The following is a 15,877-nucleotide window of genomic DNA, read 5'->3' on the forward strand; positions in this document are numbered from 1 at the left end:
TCTGCGTCAAACAAAAAATATAAAACTCAAGCCCTAATTACAGTAATTCTATATTGATTTTCTGTCACCACAACTTCAGTGGATAATCTTTCTTCCATAGGTAAAGCATTTTTCCTCCTATCAAAGATAAATAACCAACCAAAATCTAAACCCAAACGCCCTAAATAAGATTCTAATTGTTCAATTCCGTCAGCTTGCGGATTGCGTTTTTTATCCCGCCATACTTTTAATTCAATCCCTAAAGTTACATCTTTATACTGCAAACATAAATCCATTCTGTCACTACCAATTGCATATTCCCTTTCTAAAACTCCTCCACCATTAACCACACGATGTAAAAAAGCCATTAATACTATATGCGGAGCAATTTCATGGTAAGCAGCACTACTTAATAATGGTTCTCCATGCTGTCGCCAAAATTTGAGAAATGCTGTTAATAAAGCATCTATATTTAATTCACCTTTTGCTGTCAACCAACTAGGACTAATTAAAGGTAAACTGTCCTGAGTTCCTTGTACTAAAACGCGGGGAATTACTTCACGATAAATGTGGTTAGAAATAACTAATCCCCCCATCGGATCACGTCGTAATAATCCTAAATCTATTAAATATTGCCTATCATCTGCTAGGGTATCGGGTAAGGTTTGCCCTGCTAAAATTGGTTCAATAATGTTTTTAACTCGTTTTTCTCTGAGTTTTTCCGCTAAACTATCTAAATGAGTATCCTGACGAGCTATTAATATTTCTTTGGCTGTTAAAATATGTTCTTTGGTAATAGCGATATTTCTATCTTTTACCATTTTTTCTACAATTTCTTTAGCTAAAGCATTGACTAACCAAGGTTGTCCTTGGGTTAAATCAAACGCTGTTTCTATTGCTTCTGGTGTAAAAAGTTGTCCAGTTGCTGCTGTATGTTGTTGATATAATTCTCCCACTTCTGCAAGATTAAAATTTCGCATAGTCAGAGAAGCAACTTTGATATTAAAAGGACTAGATGTATTTAATCTATCACTACCACCAGATGCTACTTTATAATCTCTCACATCTCGTAAACCAATTAATCCTACTGAGGTCGGAAAATTTTCAGGACGATTAGGAAACCCATCTCTTAACTGTCGTAAAACTGATATTAATGTTTGGTCTTGTAAAGAGTCAATTTCATCTATAAATAATACTATGGGACGATTGATAGCTTTTGCCCAAGCTGTTAAAAAATCGTTAATTCTATTTCCTGGTTCTTCCTGTTGCCATTGTTTAGCAGCTGGTTGCAATTCTTTAGGTAAACGGATATTTATTGTATTATACCATGCCCCTAAAATTGCCAATTCTGCGGCAGTAGGATCATGATTAAATGCACTTCCTACTTCCACTGATACCATGACTGCGGCATAATTTCCTGTAGCAGTAAGTTGTTTTGCTAGGGATAACATAGCGGTGGTTTTCCCTGTTTGTCGTGGTGCATGAAGGACAAAATAACTTTCTTGTTCAATTAGCTCCTCTAAATCTGGTAATCGTACTGTGGGAGATAACATATAGTGGATATCGTCTTTACAGGGACCGGCAATATTAAACCAGCGAGTCATGGTATTTTGGCAGTGGGTGAACTCTTTAAGTTTACACTATCTATAATTATGTTGGTATCAAGCAAGATTTTCACAGGTTATGTTTCTCCTTTAAATATTCCCATTTAGCTTGATCTGGATCAAAATCAGGAGGTGCAGGTTGGGTTTTCTCAAACCAGTTTTGCAAAACCTTGATTTTAGTTGATCTTTTTGGTGTTTCTGGTGCTGATTCAGTGGTTAGGGTTGTGGTATGATCAAGGGTATCTGTAGCTGCCCAAACTACAATTTCCCCTTTTCTGGGGGGTAAATTCAGGGGTTCGGTAATTACTAAGTTACCAGATTGATCAATTTTTCCTTTGAGTTTGTATGCTTGCATGATGTTTTTCATGAGACTCTAGTTTTTATATTATTATCTCAAATTGACTGAATTGGAGGTTATTAACTGAATGTACACCTTAAAAATTAGTAGAGTTGGAAATTCCTTGGCTATAACATTACCTCAAGAAGCTCTGGAAAAACTTAAAGTTCAAGAAGGAGACAGTGTATTTGTCACTGAAACACCAACAGGTATTATTATAACTGCTGGTAATCCTGATTTTGAAAAAGCAATGGAGGCTTACAGAAAAGTCAGCACAAAATACAAAAATGCACTTCATGAGTTAGGGAAATGAATGGAATTTTCTGGTTAGATGAAATAATTGTTAAAGCCATACATGAAGACCAATTAATACAGCATGGTGGTCTGGCGGGTGTGCGAGATAACAATTTGTTTTTCGCTAGTTTAGATAGACCAAAAAATTTACTTGCTTATGGTGAACCTACACCCAGTATATTTGATTTAGCTGCGGCTTATGGTTATGGATTTGCTAAAAATCATGCTTTTATAGATGGTAATAAACGGGTAGCTTTCGTAGTAATGGCTATCTTTCTGGAATTAAATGGATATTCGTTAGATGTTCCAGAACCCGAAGTTGTTTTAATAATGGAACGACTAGCAAACGGTCAAGAAAGTCAAGAAACTATATCAGAATGGCTGCGAGAAAATTCTATTAAATATTAAAGGTTATCTGTGGCTGCCCAAACTACAATTTCCACGTTTCTGGGGGGTAAATTCAGGGGTTTGGTAATCACTAAGTTACCAGATTGATCAATTTTTCCTTTGAGTTTGTATGCTTGCATGATGTTTTTTATGAGACTCTGTTTTTATATGATATCATATTGAACAAATTCATTTTAATAAACCTCATCATGACTGCCAATATCTATCAATAAAATAACCATTTCTAATAACTACTCATCTTGGGAGAAGTTAAAGATAATTCTACAGTTATAAGCAACAGAACAAGACCATAAACCTGCTAGTTCACCTCCTAATTTATGAGAATTCAAAGATGGTGTAAAAGGATCATCAGCCAAAATCCTTAATACATTAATAATTTGATTTTTTAATTCTGGATTTTTCTTTGTAATCTTCTTGAAAGACCTTTTAAATCCACTACTCCAAACAACTTCCATCATCATCTCCTAGTAAATCAGCAATCAAATCATCAACAGTTCCTCTCTTTGCTGTACCATTTTTAAAAGCCTGTTTTAGTTCTTCTGCATTAGTTAAAATTTCAGTTCGTTTTTGATTAATTCGTTGTTTTTGCAGAAAGTTAAATAAATACTCTCGATCTTCTGTGGGTAAATTTTCGATAGAATTAATAATTTCCTGTAAAGTCATCATGGAACCTCCTAATTAAGTAAATTCTAGCTTTGGTAATTCTATTTTAATCTATAAGTTCAGTGGTTGGGGTTGTCATCGCCCAAAAATCAAGACTCACAATAATAGAGATCGCACTATGCTTATTTATTTACGACTGTTTTTATAGCCGCTATTTTTCTGTCAGCATACAAAACAACCTCTTTTATAACGAGTTTTTGAATAGCAGAGATAAAAGTTTCCATGATTGCGTAATTTATTTGGTTGTTTTGGATTGGGAGTGAAACTTTATCTTTTTGTATTTTTCTATTACTAATACTGTCGCCCCAAGAATATTTATACCCCAAGCTTATATTGATACAAGTTGCTAAATATAATTGGTTTAACTTGGTTCTTTTTTCTTCATTTTTTAGATACAAAACCAAATTATGGCTATCGTTAGAATAAAAATCTTTTTCTTGGTATGTAACAACGAAAGTTTTTCCGCCAATAAAAACACAATTTCCTTTATCTAAATATTTGTCATCATAAGAAATGTATGAACTTACCGCATTATTTTCACTACTTGCACACAAGTAAGGAGTTTTTCCACTATTTTCAATTATATCTCTAGATAAAATACTTCCAGAATTTTTTACCTCAAATAAATCTACAATATTAAATTCTTCAAATTGCTCATTCTCAAAATCATCTAAAACCTGTTGTTCTTCATCTGTTAAAGTATAATCTTTTAATCCAGTAGCTAATAAATAGGCTTCCAGATCCGCTATACGTTCTGCTTCTAACTCCGCTATAAAGCTTTCCATAAATTCAAAATCTATTTTGCTGTTTCTGATGGGAAGCGAAACTTTATCTTTTTGGATTTTTTTATTACTTATACTATCGCCCCAGAAATATTTGTGTCCCAAACTTCTATTAATACAAGCTACCAAAAACAATTGACAAGCTTTGTTTCTTTTTTTATCATTTTTTAGATACAAAACCAAATTATGACTATCATTAGAATAAAAATCTTTTTCTTGGTACGAAACAACAAAAGTTTTTCCGCCAATAAAAATACAATTTCCTTTCTCTAAATATTTTTCATCAAAGGAAATGTATGAACTTACGGCATTGTTTTCTCCACTTGCACATAAATAAGGGGTTTCTCCGCTATTTTCAATGATATCTCTTGATAAAATATTTCTTGTGTTTTTTACATCAAAAATATCAATAATATTAAACTCGCCCCACTCCACATTTTTCAATTTCTCATGAAGTGGGGTTTTTACTTTCCCAATCTTTCCTCCTCTGTACTTTGTTGTCTTAGAATATTAGAAACTTCCCAAGCTAAATAATCACTTACTGTTTTCTTGAAATCCTGTAAACTAGGTTTAGTGTCAATAGGTGCTGTTTGATTCCAGTCACTACCATTTTTGGGGTCAATAGTGCCTTCATAATATTCTTTTTCGGTAAAAATATTGAGTTTGCTTTTACCAAAACGGACTAAGTTTACCAACTCTTCGTAGCGTTCTTTGGCGCTGTCAGTGTCTTTTAAGTTGTTGCTGGATTTTTTGCGGTTGGTACGAGTGTAACCATCATTTGAGAAATCAATAAACTTTACTATTTCATCTTTATGGTGTTTTTCATTTACTTTAAAAACATATATATTTGTTTGTACACTAGATTTCCCGATAAACAAGTCAATCGGCATTTTAATACTTGCCAAAAGGGTATGTTTTTCTAATATTTTTTTGTTGTATTCTTTGGCTCTACCTGAACCAGCAGAATTTTGAATAATAATAGCGGCATAACCTTTATTCATCATTGCAAGGGCTTTTTCCACAAAGTTCATCCCATTACCATTCGCAGAATATGGAGGATTTAAGACAAAAGCATCAGCAGGAAATTTGCTATTTGTTTGACCAAAAACGTAGTTCCCGTCAAAATCTTTTATAGAGTCTTTATTTAAAATATTAGAGCTGCCGTCGCCCATCAAAATCATATTTAGAATTGCCAACATATACACACTTGAAAGCAATTCTAACCCAAGCAATTGCTCGGTTTTTATTTTAATTTCTTTTTGAGTAAGTTCCTCAGGAGATTTAATATTATCTTTGGCATCAATAAGCATTTCATTCATCGCGGCAACTAATAAACCTGCCGAACCTGCGGCAAAATCCCACACATAAGAATCTTTGTTTACTCGCGCCAATTTTACTAAAAGAGTAGCGATATAAGATGGGGTAAGCACTACATCGTTTAGTTTATCTTGCGAAAAACCAAGCCAACTATACATTTCATTAAAAAGTTTTCCTGTAAAATCAGTAGTTAAGCCTATTTTGTAATATATTCCTAGATCATCTACAATTTTGCTAAAAACTCTTTTGAGTTGACTTTCACCATTTTCAACTTTATTGATATTTTCAGTTAATAATGTATTGGATAAAGTTCTGATGATTAAATCTTTCTTTTCTGCGGGAATCTCTTTTTCACCTAAAAAAGCTGTAATTTTTCTTACTATTATTTCACCGTCAGTATTGCCTTTTTCAGTAGAAGATTTTAAATCAGATTTTTCAAGAGGAGAAACTTTACCCGGTATTCCAATTGTTGCAATAATTGAAGCAGCAACGAGATATACACGATCATTTTCTCCCAAACCTTTTTCGTTTTGATAAATATCGTTGTTGAGCTTTACTAAGCTGGCATCAATCTCTTTTTCTCGTTGCTCTTTTAGTTTGTCAATTTCTTCCTGTGATAGATTTAATGTTTTTACTTTCTCAATAAACTGATCAAAATTTTTAGGTGCTAAAAAAGAAAAATCGGAAAATTCTCCAACTATTTGTCCGACACCAAAGTTACTTTTAGAAACATAATATACACCGATTTCGTGCTGTATTTTTCCAGTTTCATCTTTGTATCCCGTCATACCAATAGCTATTATACCAGTATAGCTTGTATGATGTAAAATAGCATTTGCATAATGTACTGCACCGTTTACAGCAAAAGAATTTATATTTTTAAAATGTGGCTCATTTTTATTAGTTCTATTCTCAACTTGTCCGTCACTGTCAAGTTTTACAAGTTTATCTTTATAGCCCTTGTACTCAATAAGAATAGGATAATAATTCAAATTTTTGTCTTTCAGTAGAAGTTTTGCATCTGGACGATTTGCCCCTGCTCCGCCATTTTTAGTGAAATAATCAGAAAGTGCTTTGTCTATTTCAGTATTTAAAGGGTCTTGCTCTAATTTATAATCTAATTTATAAGATCTAAGCCACCCATTACCTAACTCTGCAATATTTGGTTCTATTGATTGTGCCATTTTTCCCATTGTATTATCCTACTTTTTCAATTTTATTAAAAATAAATGCAGTAAAAAGTACAACTATTGATTATACAGAAACTTACGATATATTACCCCAAATAAGGATATTATTAATATTTTTTTGTATAATATTTCCCAATAGCGCAATCATAAAACAATTTACGCATAATCCCTCTAAAAAGTCTATTATATGGATAAACTGTAATTCCCAAGCCCCGTACACAAGGCTTACCACCACATTTATTGGGTTCAATTGTGATATAGCCTCTATAATTCATAATGTGGCAAGTGCATTTTTGCTAATCTTATGATACCATGTTGATACAGGCTTTTGGTTAGCTCTTGCCAATAAAAAAGATACAGTTAATATATGTCAACCATTAAACAAATTGAAGCAGTTATTCTGACGCTGCCACCAGAACAGTTTCAGCAGCTCTGGCAATGGATATTAGAGATAGACTACCAACGTTGGGATGAGCAGCTAGAACAAGACATCGCAGACGGCAAACTGGAGCCTTTAGCAGCAGAAGCGATCGCTGAGTTTAAAGCGGGACATTGCCGAGAACTCTGATGCACTACACAACCCGCAGATTTTGGAAATGCTATGAGGATTTACCCCCTCAAATTCAGAGTTTGTAGGGTGCGTTAGGAGAGCAAAAAGATTATAAAATATACAAATAAATTAAATACGCGACGTAACGCACCATTATTATTAAATAAGATTTTTAAAAACATAATAAAATAAATTATTTAGTAAATATGAGGTGCGTTACGCTGTCACTAATACACCCTACAAATTATCTATTACATCAGAAGATTAATAACAGAAGTCGTGGATCTAAATTTTATCAGAATCACATATAATCAAATTGGGTAAATAACCAAAATAATCTATGAATACGTTAGAACTTCGTGAACAAATCCAAAAATATGTTGAACAACTGTCACCAGAAAAATTACTTGTAGCAGTTGATTTTTTAGCATATTTGGCAACAAGAGAAGATGATGCTACTCAAGAGTTATTAGAGATTGTAGGATTTAAAGAAAATTTTGATCATGCTAGAGAAAATGTAAAACAAGGAAAGGTGATTACTGTTGACAAACTTAAACGAAAATATTAATTATACTGTTGTTATTAGTATTGATGCAGGGGAGTTTTTTGAATCTGCTTCTGCTACTTTACAAAAAAAGTTAGATAGATGTTTTGAACGTTTAAAAATTAATCCTCGTAATCATCCTAATATAAAATCTCTCAAAGGTGAATTATCAGGTTATTATCGTTATCGAGTAGGTGACTATAGAGTTATTTATGAAATTAATGATGATTTAAAACTGGTAACGATAATTTTTATCGCCCATAGAAGTAAAGTTTATGAATAGCTGAAATAAAAATTAAGCAGCCAATTCTGTAGGGTGTGTTAATTAAATGCAACGTACCTTATAAATTCACCGTTAAATATCTTTGAAAAAAGCATTGTTTCCAAAAATACTTCATTTAAAACACTCAAGCTCTAATCACAGTAATTCTATATTGATTTTCCGTCACCACAACTTCAGTTGATAACCTTTCTTCCATAGGTAAAGCATTTTTCCGCCTATCAAAGATAAATAACCAACCAAAATCTAAACCCAAACGCCCTAAATAAGATTCTAATTGTTCAATTCCATCAGCTTGCGGATTGCGTTTTTTATCCCGCCATACTTTCAATTCAATCCCTAAAATTACATCTTTATACTGCAAACATAAATCCATTCTATCGCTACCAATTGCATATTCCCTTTCTAAAACTCCCCCACCATTAATCACACGATGTAAAAAAGCCATTAATACAATATGCGGTGCGATTTCATGATAGCCAGTGCTACCTAATAACGGTTCTCCGTGCTGTCGCCAAAACTTGAGAAATGCTGTTAATAAAGCATCTAGATTTAACTCCCCTTCTGGTGTTAACCAAGTCGGTGCAATCATTGGTAAAGAAGCCATTGGTGTGACTGTTAAAACTCTGGGTAACACTTCCCGATAAATGGGATTAGCAATAGTTAAACCTCCGTAGGGGTGCATTTTACATAATCCTAAATCAATGACAAATTGAATATCATCATTAGGTATATTCCCTAATTCTAAACCGGCTAACATCGGTTCAATAATGGCTTTAATTCTTGGTTCTCTTAACCTTTCCGCTAAACTATCTAAATGAGTATCTTGACGAGCAATTAATATTTCTTTGGCTGTTAAAATGTGTTCTTTAGTAATAGGAATACTTCTATCTTTTACCATTTTTTCCACAATTTCTTTAGCTAAAGCATTAACTAACCAAGGTTGTCCTTGAGTTAAATCATAAGCTGTTTCTATTGCTTCAGGTGTAAAAATTTGTCCGGTTGCTGCTGTATGTTGTTGATATAATTCTTCTACTTCTGCAAGATTAAAATTTCGCATAGTCAGAGAAGCAACTTTTATATTAAAAGGACTAGAAGTATTTAATCTGTCACTACCTCCCGATGCTACTTTATAATCTCGCACATCTCGTAAACCAATTAATCCTACAGATGAGGGAAAATTTTCAGGACGATTAGGAAAACCATCTCTTAACTGTCGTAAAACTGATATTAATGTTTGGTCTTGTAAAGAGTCAATTTCATCTATAAATAATACTATGGGACGATTGATAGCTTTTGCCCAATCTGATAAAAAAGCCTTGATTCTGCTTCCTGCTTCTTCCTGTTGCCATTCTTTTACAGGTGGTTGCAATTCTTTAGGTAAACGAATATTTATTGTATTATACCATGCCCCTAAAATTGCCAATTCTGCGGCACTAGGATCATGATTAAATGCACTTCCTACTTCCACTGATACCATGACTGCGGCATAATTTCCTGTAGCAGTAAGTTGTTTTGCTAGGGATAACATTGCGGTGGTTTTCCCCGTTTGTCGTGGTGCGTGTAGGACAAAATAACTACGTTGTTGAATTAGCTCCTCTAAATCTGGTAATCGTACTGTGGGAGAGAGCATATAGTGGATATCGTTGGAACAGGGACCGGCAATATTAAACCAGCGAGTCATAGAATTTTATTATTTAGTGGACATTTTAATTTTAGATGATTTTGGTGGGGTTTGTAATGGCGGGAAGGAAGAGGTGATGATCGGCAATACCTTGTTATGCTTGATTATGATCAATTATTGTTATATAGAGGAATCCTAGGCTGATTTTACGTTTGCTAATGGGTAGTGATACTAAATCTGGTTATTAAAAGTGGCATTTAATATACAAGACTTTGATTGTTGATAGCTTACTGGTATAATGTGGGAGCGCATTGATATGGTTAACTTCCATGACCATCGTTACCGAAACCCGATCGCACTGCGGTGACAGGAGATCAGTTGATGATCAAAATTGAAAATTTAAGCTAATTGTCAAAAATTATGGCCGCTGAAATTATTTGTGTAGGAACGGAATTATTATTAGGGGATATAGTTAATACTAATGCCCAATATTTAGCTCTAGAATTGGCAAAATTAGGCATTCCCCATTATTATCAAACGGTGGTGGGGGATAATGTGGAAAGACTGAAAAAAGCGATCGCTATTGCCCGAGAACGTTCCTCAATTTTAATTTTTACCGGGGGACTGGGACCTACTCCCGACGATTTAACCACAGAAACAATCGCCGATTTTTTCCAAACGCCCCTTAGAGAAGATAAAGAGATTTTAGCAGAAATCGAGGCTAAATTTACGAGTTTAGGGCGAGAAATGCCTCCTAGTAACAGTAAACAGGCTTTAATACCCGTGGGAGCCGATTTTTTGCCAAATCCGACCGGAACCGCCCCCGGCATGATCTGGCAACCAGAGACTAACGTAACTATTCTCACTTTCCCCGGAGTACCCTCAGAAATGAAGAGAATGTGGGTAGAAACGGCCATTCCTTACCTAAAAAGTCAAGGATGGGGCAAAGAGAGGATTTATAGTCGTTCTCTGAAATTTCGCGGTATCGGTGAGTCAGCTTTAGCGGAAAAAGTTGCCCATTTATTTGATCTGACTAATCCCACCGTTGCCCCCTATGCTGGTTTAGGCGAAGTGCGTTTGCGAATTGCGACGAAAGCCCCTTCTTTAGAGGCTGCTTTGCAGGTAATTGAACCGGTAGCGACGGAAATTAAGGAAATCGCCGGATTAGATTATTTTGGGGCCGATGATGATACTTTACCCTCGGTAGTGGGGGAACTGTTGCGGCGACAAAAACAAACTTTGAGTGTGGCAGAATCCTGTACCGGAGGGGGATTAGGGGAAATTATCACCCAAATCGCCGGCAGTTCCGATTATTTTTGGGGTGGGGTTATTTCCTACGATAATCGGGTAAAAGTTGCCCTCTTAGACGTAAATGAGCGGGATTTAAATAATTTCGGGGCTGTCAGTGCCATTGTTGCCCAACAGATGGCTCTAGGAGTGCAAAAACGCCTCGCTACCGATTGGGGGATCAGTATCACGGGTATTGCCGGACCGGGAGGTGGCAGCGAGACAAAACCCGTGGGCCTAGTTTATATCGGTTTAGCCGATCCTCGGCGAAATGTCACCGTATCAGAGCATCGTTTCGGAGAAAATCGATCTCGCTTGACTATTCGCCAGATTAGTGCTTATACCGCCCTCGATCGCCTACGACGGAACTTATTAACAATATCTTAAAAAAGAATTACCAAGAATATATACTCAGACTAAAAAGTTATGTTAAGCTTAATATAAGTACAAGATATAGATTCCCCCGTTCGTCAGATTGAACAGCCAAACGATAAAAATTAGTTAAAATTCTCTAGAATCAAGCTTTTGCGTGGCTGTTGCGGGGATCAATCGACGAAAACTCATAGCTAGTATCTCAAAGGAGCCATTTGGTCAATGGACTATTTAGATGAAGTGATAGAAAAATTGAGAGAATGGGCGCGCAAACTGGTCGAGAGTGTTTTTGGTCCGGAACCCGAACCCGAACCCGAACTAATCCCGATCCCCGTGCGCGATCACAGTCGATAAAGCCACCAGTAAAACAGAATATTGCGATAATATCAGTGCAAACTTACTATGAGTCTGCACTTGATTTTTAGGTGAAGCCGGGTCTAGCTTAATTTGGTGACAATTTGATTATTTAGTAACAATTCTTGACTGAGTAAATCTTCCACATTAATCCGCAGAAAACACTGATCATCAATCCAGAACTGCACTTTAATGCGATCTTTACCCCGGAAACCTAAAGGAGCGAGTTTAGCGATCGAACGGGCCCCCTCGCGATCATTTAAGGGTTGGACGCTAGTTTCTCCATTACTCAGGGAACGAGTAATTAATTTATCACCATCAAAATAAACCTCCATTGCTCCACTTTCTGTGCCTAATTCGCCGATAATTAACTCAATGCTGGGTTGATTGTCCACGGAAGCACCTAGGACTAATTCCACGGGTTTTTCCATGGGATAGGGTTGTCCAGAGTTAATAATTGGATGCCAAGCGTGGGCATTTTTGCGACGATTCCAGTAACGAATGCCGTAGCTATGATAGAGAAAATCTTTGACTTGATAACCTTGGGCTAATTGTAACGCTCCCAAAGCGATCGCTTCAAAGGGTCGATCCTCTTTAATTTTACTACTATCAAAATACTGTCGCACCCAATCTTTTACCGCCGGAATTTGTACAGTTCCCCCAACTAATAACACCGCATCGATGTCGCTAACTTCAATTCCATTGCGTCTTCCCTGTTGCAAAACTCCCGTCATTAAATCATCTAATTGATTAAAAAAGTTTTGTTGTTGGAGAATATCGGTCAATTGTTTTCGATCTAGGCTTAACTCGTAACTCTCGAAATTTTCCTGATCAAAATATACCTCCTCGGCGGTTAATTGGGAAGAAAGTTGAATTTTTAATCTTTCTGCTAGACGAGTAGTCAAGGAAGTTTTCGCTAAAGATTGCTTTTGGGCAAAATAATCGACAATCCAATCATCGATATCTGACCCCCCTAAATTTATCCCCGCCTTGGCTAAAACCCTCGCTAGTTTAGTTTTTTGGGCGGAATTATTGCCTAAAAGTTTTTCTCCACACTTGAGAATAAAACCTTGATTTTTTTGAGGATTATCTAAATCTAATTGTACCAAAGAAAGATCGAGGGTGCCACCGCCAAAATCTACCACTAAAATCACTTGATCCCCAGTGGTTCCATAACCCAAAGCGGCGGCCGTGGGTTCATCAATTAGTCGAATTTGTTCGATTTCCCATCCCTGACAAACATTACTTAACCAATTGCGGTAACTTTCAAAACTATCGACGGGGACGGTTAAAACTAGAGATTGAGGGGTTTCCAGGGTGGTGTTTTTTAAGTTGTCGATGATGCTATCGAGAAACCATTGGCCAACTCCCTCGAAACTGAGGACAGTTTCCTCTAATTCCGGTAAAAATCCTTGAATTTTTGCCCCGATACCTCGTTTAAAGCGACGAAAAAAACGCGGATCTTGATCGATATCTAAACCCCGATCGCGCACTGCTTGACCAGCAATTACTTGCAGAGGATTGGCTGATTTAATATAGAGTAAACTGGGAATTAGGGGCGGATTGTCGGCTATTTGTTGGGATAACTCCGATAATTTCACGGTTTCGGCCCTATTTGTCGCCCCATTCCAACGAGTAATGACGGTATTACTGGTTCCGAAATCAATAGCGTAGAACACGATCGATAGTTTTTAGGTAAATTTAGTTAATTATTGGCTATTGTAACCTGTTATTTAGTGAAACCGCCCGATTGAGGTGGAAGTTTCCCTAAAAAATCGGGAATTTGTTCAGCGCAAGCTAAAGAATTCTGTGCAGAAACTTGACCAATAATCTTTAATAGTATAAGTTGCACCTGATCAAAGGATTATGTTAGCAGTTACTACCTCACCCGAAACCCTCTTCTTAGAAATTCCTAGCGCGATCGCTCTCTCTATCACCCTTGAACAGTTTGAAGCCCTTGCGGAGGTCAACCGGGACTTAAAATTAGAACGTACAGCCCAAGGAGAATTAATCGTGAATCCCCCGACAGGTGGCGAATCAGGACAGCGAAATTTTAGCTTAACGACTCAACTGGGTCGCTGGTGCGAAGAAAATGAAGCTTTAGGAGTCGGGTTTGACTCTTCCACTGGATTTATACTGCCAAATGGGGCGATTCGTTCTCCCGATCTATCTTGGGTGAGTCGAGAACGCTGGGAATCTTTAACCCCTAAGCAGAAAAAAGGATTTATTCCCCTCTGTCCCGATTTTGTGGTGGAATTGCGCTCTGAATCCGATAGTCTTGACAAATTACAGAAAAAACTGCTTGAGTATAGGGAAAATGGCGCAAGGTTAGGCTGGTTAATCGATCCCCAGAATCGGCAAGTTGAAATTTATCGTCAAGGAAAGGAAGTAGATATCTTAGAAAATCCCACTGATTTGTCAGGTGAAGATGTTTTACCTAATTTTAGCTTAAATTTAAAGCTCTGATGTTTTAAGGAGTAATCCTGCGATATTCTGCCAATGTTTTTGAGATCGGGGAGTCGCTTTAAAATTATCTAAGAATTCTTTTTTCTAGGTCATCATCAAATGAGCATCGAAAAGTCTTTAGTTTCCTCAGGTAAAAGTCTTTATCAAGAAGATTTCTACCGATGGTTACAAGAAACCGCTAATTTACTCAAAGAACATCGTTTTGAAAAATTAGACTTAGAAAATTTGATCGAAGAAATTGAAACGATGGGAAGGAGTGAAAAACGAGAACTAGAAAGTCGCTTAACCGTCATTGCCGAACATTTGCTTAAATTGACTTACTGGCTAACTGAAAAGGAAGCAAACGCTCAAGGGTGGCGCAGCACAATTGTTGAACAACGCCGACAAGTTCAACGCTTATTAAAGGAGAGTCCAAGTCTGAGAAGATTGATTCCTGAAATCTGGATAGATTGTTACCAAGCAGCCAGAGAAGATACTGTCAGAAAGTATCTTCTCTCTGCTGATTTATTCCCAATTGAATCACCCTTTGCCCTTGCAGAAATCCTTGATTCTGACTATCTTCCTTAAAACTAAAGTTTGGTGTTTTATCGATGAAGACAATGCCTAACAAAGCCAAGCGTTAAACGGCAATCACTACCTCTGATTTACCAAATCAAAGTAAGATTTAAACTAAATTCTGGCAGAATACTTTCCCCCGATAAACTCTCTGGATTAGTTAAAATTTTTACTGCCTGTCCTTGACGATAAATTTCCACTTCTCTAGTTTTTCTATTGATTAACCAACCTAAACGAGTCCCATTATCTAAATATTCCTGCATTTTTTTCCTAGCGGTTTCTAGGCTATCACTAGGAGACATTAATTCAATGACAAAATCGGGAGATAGAGGTAAAAATCTTTCCTTTTGTTGCGGGGTTAAAGCTTGCCATTTTTCTAAAGGTATCCAAGCAGCATCGGGAGAGCGATCGGCCCCATTCGGTAGTTTAAACCCCGTGGAGGAATCAAAAACTACACCTAGTTTATGTAGGTTATTCCATAACCATAATTGGGCAGTGATTCCAGCGTTAGAATTACCAGTTTCTCCTCCGGTTGGTGGCATAATAATTAAATCTCCTTTGGCGCTGCGTTCCAAACGTAAATCTCGGTTATCCTGACAAAGTTGAAAAAACTGTTCATCGCTGAGTTGCCAAGATTCAAATTTAATTTCTACTACTGTCATCATAGATTCTCTTTTATAGGATTATAGAATTACCAAATATTATCAAGTTCTAAGACAAATTGAGATAAAATATTTTCCCCCGATAAACTCTCTGGATTAGTTAAAATTTCTACTACCTGTCCTTGACGATAAATTTCGACTTCTCTAGTTTTTCTATTGATTAACCAACCTAAACGAGTCCCATTATCTAAATATTCCTGCATTTTTTTCCTAGCCGTTTCTAAGTTGTCACTAGGAGACATTAATTCAATGACAAAATCGGGAGATAGAGGTAAAAATCTTTCCTTTTGTTGCGGGGTTAAAGCTTGCCATTTTTCTAAAGGTATCCAAGCAGCATCGGGAGAGCGATCGGCCCCATTCGGTAGTTTAAACCCCGTGGAGGAATCAAAAGCGATACCCGTACCATTATTATCTGACCAATTAAATAATTTTTGGGTGATTCTACCGTTACTATTGCCCGTTTTTCCTCCGGTTGGTGGCATAATAATTAAATCTCCTTTAGCGCTGCGTTCCAAACGTAAATCTCGGTTATCCTGACAAAGTTGAAAAAACTGTTCATCGCTCAGTTGCCAAGATTCAAATTTAATTTCTACTACTGTCATCATAGAT

General features: G+C 36.4%; 21 protein-coding genes. 9 read left to right on the forward strand and 12 right to left on the reverse strand.

All coding sequences use genetic code 11. From position 1 onward, the window contains the following. Positions 1-26 precede the first annotated feature (26 nt). Positions 27-1,583 (reverse strand): AAA-like domain-containing protein, encoded by a 1,557-nt coding sequence (locus ACQY1Y_RS07020; RefSeq protein WP_430014255.1) that lies wholly within the window; start codon positions 1,581-1,583, stop codon positions 27-29. A 70-nt stretch (positions 1,584-1,653) separates the two neighbouring features. Beyond that, positions 1,654-1,938, reverse strand: coding sequence for a hypothetical protein (locus ACQY1Y_RS07025; RefSeq protein WP_002742048.1), 285 nt, complete (start codon positions 1,936-1,938; stop codon positions 1,654-1,656). A gap of 70 nt (positions 1,939-2,008) precedes the next feature. On the opposite strand from ACQY1Y_RS07025, the gene ACQY1Y_RS07030 reads away from it, so the two are divergent. Together ACQY1Y_RS07030 and ACQY1Y_RS07035 are read left to right on the forward strand one after the other, a co-directional pair. Then, a complete protein-coding gene (locus tag ACQY1Y_RS07030; protein WP_430014256.1) occupies positions 2,009-2,233 on the forward strand; it encodes an AbrB/MazE/SpoVT family DNA-binding domain-containing protein in 225 nt (74 codons plus the stop codon). Then, positions 2,230-2,622 (forward strand): type II toxin-antitoxin system death-on-curing family toxin, encoded by a 393-nt coding sequence (locus tag ACQY1Y_RS07035; protein WP_002802172.1) that lies wholly within the window; start codon positions 2,230-2,232, stop codon positions 2,620-2,622. The genes ACQY1Y_RS07030 and ACQY1Y_RS07035 overlap by 4 nt, the downstream gene beginning before the upstream one ends. Here ACQY1Y_RS07035 and ACQY1Y_RS07040 read toward each other — a convergent pair. The 6 genes from ACQY1Y_RS07040 to ACQY1Y_RS07065 form a co-directional block, all read right to left on the reverse strand. Beyond that, a complete protein-coding gene (locus tag ACQY1Y_RS07040) occupies positions 2,619-2,741 on the reverse strand; it encodes a hypothetical protein (RefSeq protein WP_002793363.1) in 123 nt (40 codons plus the stop codon). The two genes, ACQY1Y_RS07035 and ACQY1Y_RS07040, sit on opposite strands and share 4 nt — an antisense overlap. A 111-nt stretch (positions 2,742-2,852) precedes the next feature. Then, on the reverse strand, positions 2,853-3,077 hold the full coding sequence (locus ACQY1Y_RS07045) for a type II toxin-antitoxin system RelE/ParE family toxin (RefSeq protein ID WP_002742047.1): 225 nt from the start codon (positions 3,075-3,077) through the stop codon (positions 2,853-2,855). Continuing rightward, on the reverse strand, positions 3,058-3,285 hold the full coding sequence (locus ACQY1Y_RS07050) for a hypothetical protein (RefSeq protein WP_172969780.1): 228 nt from the start codon (positions 3,283-3,285) through the stop codon (positions 3,058-3,060). Before ACQY1Y_RS07050 ends, ACQY1Y_RS07045 begins: the two co-directional genes overlap by 20 nt. A 122-nt stretch (positions 3,286-3,407) precedes the next feature. Further along, positions 3,408-4,502 carry a restriction endonuclease subunit S gene (locus tag ACQY1Y_RS07055; protein ID WP_430014651.1) on the reverse strand — a complete coding sequence of 365 codons (1,095 nt, stop codon included), beginning with the start codon at positions 4,500-4,502 and terminating at the stop codon, positions 3,408-3,410. A gap of 29 nt (positions 4,503-4,531) precedes the next feature. Then, the gene (locus ACQY1Y_RS07060; RefSeq protein ID WP_430014257.1) at positions 4,532-6,577 is read right to left on the reverse strand and encodes an HsdM family class I SAM-dependent methyltransferase; all 2,046 of its coding nucleotides are present in this window, start codon (positions 6,575-6,577) and stop codon (positions 4,532-4,534) included. Between the two features lie 104 nt (positions 6,578-6,681). Continuing rightward, positions 6,682-6,849 (reverse strand): DUF433 domain-containing protein, encoded by a 168-nt coding sequence (locus ACQY1Y_RS07065; RefSeq protein ID WP_430014258.1) that lies wholly within the window; start codon positions 6,847-6,849, stop codon positions 6,682-6,684. Positions 6,850-6,941: 92 nt separating this feature from the next. On the opposite strand from ACQY1Y_RS07065, the gene ACQY1Y_RS07070 reads away from it, so the two are divergent. From ACQY1Y_RS07070 to ACQY1Y_RS07080, 3 genes are all read left to right on the forward strand, one after another. Continuing rightward, positions 6,942-7,142: a hypothetical protein gene (locus ACQY1Y_RS07070; protein WP_002795041.1), complete on the forward strand. Its 201-nt coding sequence runs from the start codon at positions 6,942-6,944 to the stop codon at positions 7,140-7,142. A 322-nt stretch (positions 7,143-7,464) separates the two neighbouring features. Then, a complete protein-coding gene (locus tag ACQY1Y_RS07075; RefSeq protein ID WP_002734104.1) occupies positions 7,465-7,692 on the forward strand; it encodes a hypothetical protein in 228 nt (75 codons plus the stop codon). After that, positions 7,667-7,951 carry a type II toxin-antitoxin system RelE family toxin gene (locus tag ACQY1Y_RS07080; protein ID WP_002734303.1) on the forward strand — a complete coding sequence of 95 codons (285 nt, stop codon included), beginning with the start codon at positions 7,667-7,669 and terminating at the stop codon, positions 7,949-7,951. Before ACQY1Y_RS07075 ends, ACQY1Y_RS07080 begins: the two co-directional genes overlap by 26 nt. Positions 7,952-8,075: 124 nt before the next feature. Here ACQY1Y_RS07080 and ACQY1Y_RS07085 read toward each other — a convergent pair whose 3' ends face one another. Beyond that, positions 8,076-9,632, reverse strand: a complete 1,557-nt coding sequence (locus ACQY1Y_RS07085) for an AAA-like domain-containing protein (RefSeq protein ID WP_430014259.1) — start codon at positions 9,630-9,632, stop codon at positions 8,076-8,078. A 360-nt stretch (positions 9,633-9,992) separates the two neighbouring features. Here ACQY1Y_RS07085 and ACQY1Y_RS07090 point away from each other — a divergent pair, with 360 nt between their 5' ends. Next, a complete protein-coding gene (locus tag ACQY1Y_RS07090) occupies positions 9,993-11,246 on the forward strand; it encodes a competence/damage-inducible protein A (protein ID WP_130757832.1) in 1,254 nt (417 codons plus the stop codon). A gap of 207 nt (positions 11,247-11,453) precedes the next feature. After that, complete coding sequence (locus tag ACQY1Y_RS07095) at positions 11,454-11,585, forward strand: hypothetical protein (RefSeq protein ID WP_002731870.1); 132 nt, start codon at positions 11,454-11,456, stop codon at positions 11,583-11,585. Positions 11,586-11,668: 83 nt separating this feature from the next. Here ACQY1Y_RS07095 and ACQY1Y_RS07100 read toward each other — a convergent pair whose 3' ends face one another. Next, positions 11,669-13,264: an Hsp70 family protein gene (locus ACQY1Y_RS07100; protein WP_430014260.1), complete on the reverse strand. Its 1,596-nt coding sequence runs from the start codon at positions 13,262-13,264 to the stop codon at positions 11,669-11,671. Between the two features lie 187 nt (positions 13,265-13,451). Here ACQY1Y_RS07100 and ACQY1Y_RS07105 point away from each other — a divergent pair, with 187 nt between their 5' ends. Both ACQY1Y_RS07105 and ACQY1Y_RS07110 read left to right on the forward strand, forming a co-directional pair. Continuing rightward, positions 13,452-14,051, forward strand: a complete 600-nt coding sequence (locus tag ACQY1Y_RS07105; RefSeq protein ID WP_430014261.1) for a Uma2 family endonuclease — start codon at positions 13,452-13,454, stop codon at positions 14,049-14,051. Between the two features lie 99 nt (positions 14,052-14,150). Beyond that, a complete protein-coding gene (locus tag ACQY1Y_RS07110; protein WP_002732981.1) occupies positions 14,151-14,618 on the forward strand; it encodes a DUF29 domain-containing protein in 468 nt (155 codons plus the stop codon). Between the two features lie 77 nt (positions 14,619-14,695). On the opposite strand, the gene ACQY1Y_RS07115 is transcribed toward ACQY1Y_RS07110, so the two are convergent. Next, complete coding sequence (locus ACQY1Y_RS07115; RefSeq protein ID WP_042790429.1) at positions 14,696-15,271, reverse strand: Uma2 family endonuclease; 576 nt, start codon at positions 15,269-15,271, stop codon at positions 14,696-14,698. Between the two features lie 26 nt (positions 15,272-15,297). Then, entirely contained in the window at positions 15,298-15,873 is a 576-nt protein-coding gene (locus ACQY1Y_RS07120; protein WP_002751145.1) for a Uma2 family endonuclease, read from the reverse strand. Positions 15,874-15,877 lie beyond the last annotated feature (4 nt).

This window comes from Microcystis ichthyoblabe FBCC-A1114 (genome assembly GCF_050500245.1).
In the GTDB taxonomy this organism is placed as follows: domain Bacteria; phylum Cyanobacteriota; class Cyanobacteriia; order Cyanobacteriales; family Microcystaceae; genus Microcystis; species Microcystis ichthyoblabe_A.

Excerpts from the sequence above, each read along its gene's own strand:
- ACQY1Y_RS07020 (WP_430014255.1), bottom strand. The coding sequence starts at position 1,583 with ATGACTCGCTGGTTTAATATTGCCGGTCCCTGTAAAGACGATATCCAC.
- ACQY1Y_RS07025 (WP_002742048.1), bottom strand. The coding sequence starts at position 1,938 with ATGCAAGCATACAAACTCAAAGGAAAAATTGATCAATCTGGTAACTTA.
- ACQY1Y_RS07030 (WP_430014256.1), top strand. The coding sequence starts at position 2,009 with ATGTACACCTTAAAAATTAGTAGAGTTGGAAATTCCTTGGCTATAACA.
- ACQY1Y_RS07035 (WP_002802172.1), top strand. The coding sequence starts at position 2,230 with ATGAATGGAATTTTCTGGTTAGATGAAATAATTGTTAAAGCCATACAT.
- ACQY1Y_RS07040 (WP_002793363.1), bottom strand. The coding sequence starts at position 2,741 with ATGCAAGCATACAAACTCAAAGGAAAAATTGATCAATCTGGTAACTTA.
- ACQY1Y_RS07045 (WP_002742047.1), bottom strand. The coding sequence starts at position 3,077 with ATGGAAGTTGTTTGGAGTAGTGGATTTAAAAGGTCTTTCAAGAAGATT.
- ACQY1Y_RS07050 (WP_172969780.1), bottom strand. The coding sequence starts at position 3,285 with ATGACTTTACAGGAAATTATTAATTCTATCGAAAATTTACCCACAGAA.
- ACQY1Y_RS07060 (WP_430014257.1), bottom strand. The coding sequence starts at position 6,577 with ATGGGAAAAATGGCACAATCAATAGAACCAAATATTGCAGAGTTAGGT.
- ACQY1Y_RS07065 (WP_430014258.1), bottom strand. The coding sequence starts at position 6,849 with ATGAATTATAGAGGCTATATCACAATTGAACCCAATAAATGTGGTGGT.
- ACQY1Y_RS07070 (WP_002795041.1), top strand. The coding sequence starts at position 6,942 with ATGTCAACCATTAAACAAATTGAAGCAGTTATTCTGACGCTGCCACCA.
- ACQY1Y_RS07075 (WP_002734104.1), top strand. The coding sequence starts at position 7,465 with ATGAATACGTTAGAACTTCGTGAACAAATCCAAAAATATGTTGAACAA.
- ACQY1Y_RS07085 (WP_430014259.1), bottom strand. The coding sequence starts at position 9,632 with ATGACTCGCTGGTTTAATATTGCCGGTCCCTGTTCCAACGATATCCAC.
- ACQY1Y_RS07090 (WP_130757832.1), top strand. The coding sequence starts at position 9,993 with ATGGCCGCTGAAATTATTTGTGTAGGAACGGAATTATTATTAGGGGAT.
- ACQY1Y_RS07095 (WP_002731870.1), top strand. The coding sequence starts at position 11,454 with ATGGACTATTTAGATGAAGTGATAGAAAAATTGAGAGAATGGGCGCGC.
- ACQY1Y_RS07105 (WP_430014261.1), top strand. The coding sequence starts at position 13,452 with ATGTTAGCAGTTACTACCTCACCCGAAACCCTCTTCTTAGAAATTCCT.
- ACQY1Y_RS07110 (WP_002732981.1), top strand. The coding sequence starts at position 14,151 with ATGAGCATCGAAAAGTCTTTAGTTTCCTCAGGTAAAAGTCTTTATCAA.
- ACQY1Y_RS07115 (WP_042790429.1), bottom strand. The coding sequence starts at position 15,271 with ATGATGACAGTAGTAGAAATTAAATTTGAATCTTGGCAACTCAGCGAT.
- ACQY1Y_RS07120 (WP_002751145.1), bottom strand. The coding sequence starts at position 15,873 with ATGATGACAGTAGTAGAAATTAAATTTGAATCTTGGCAACTGAGCGAT.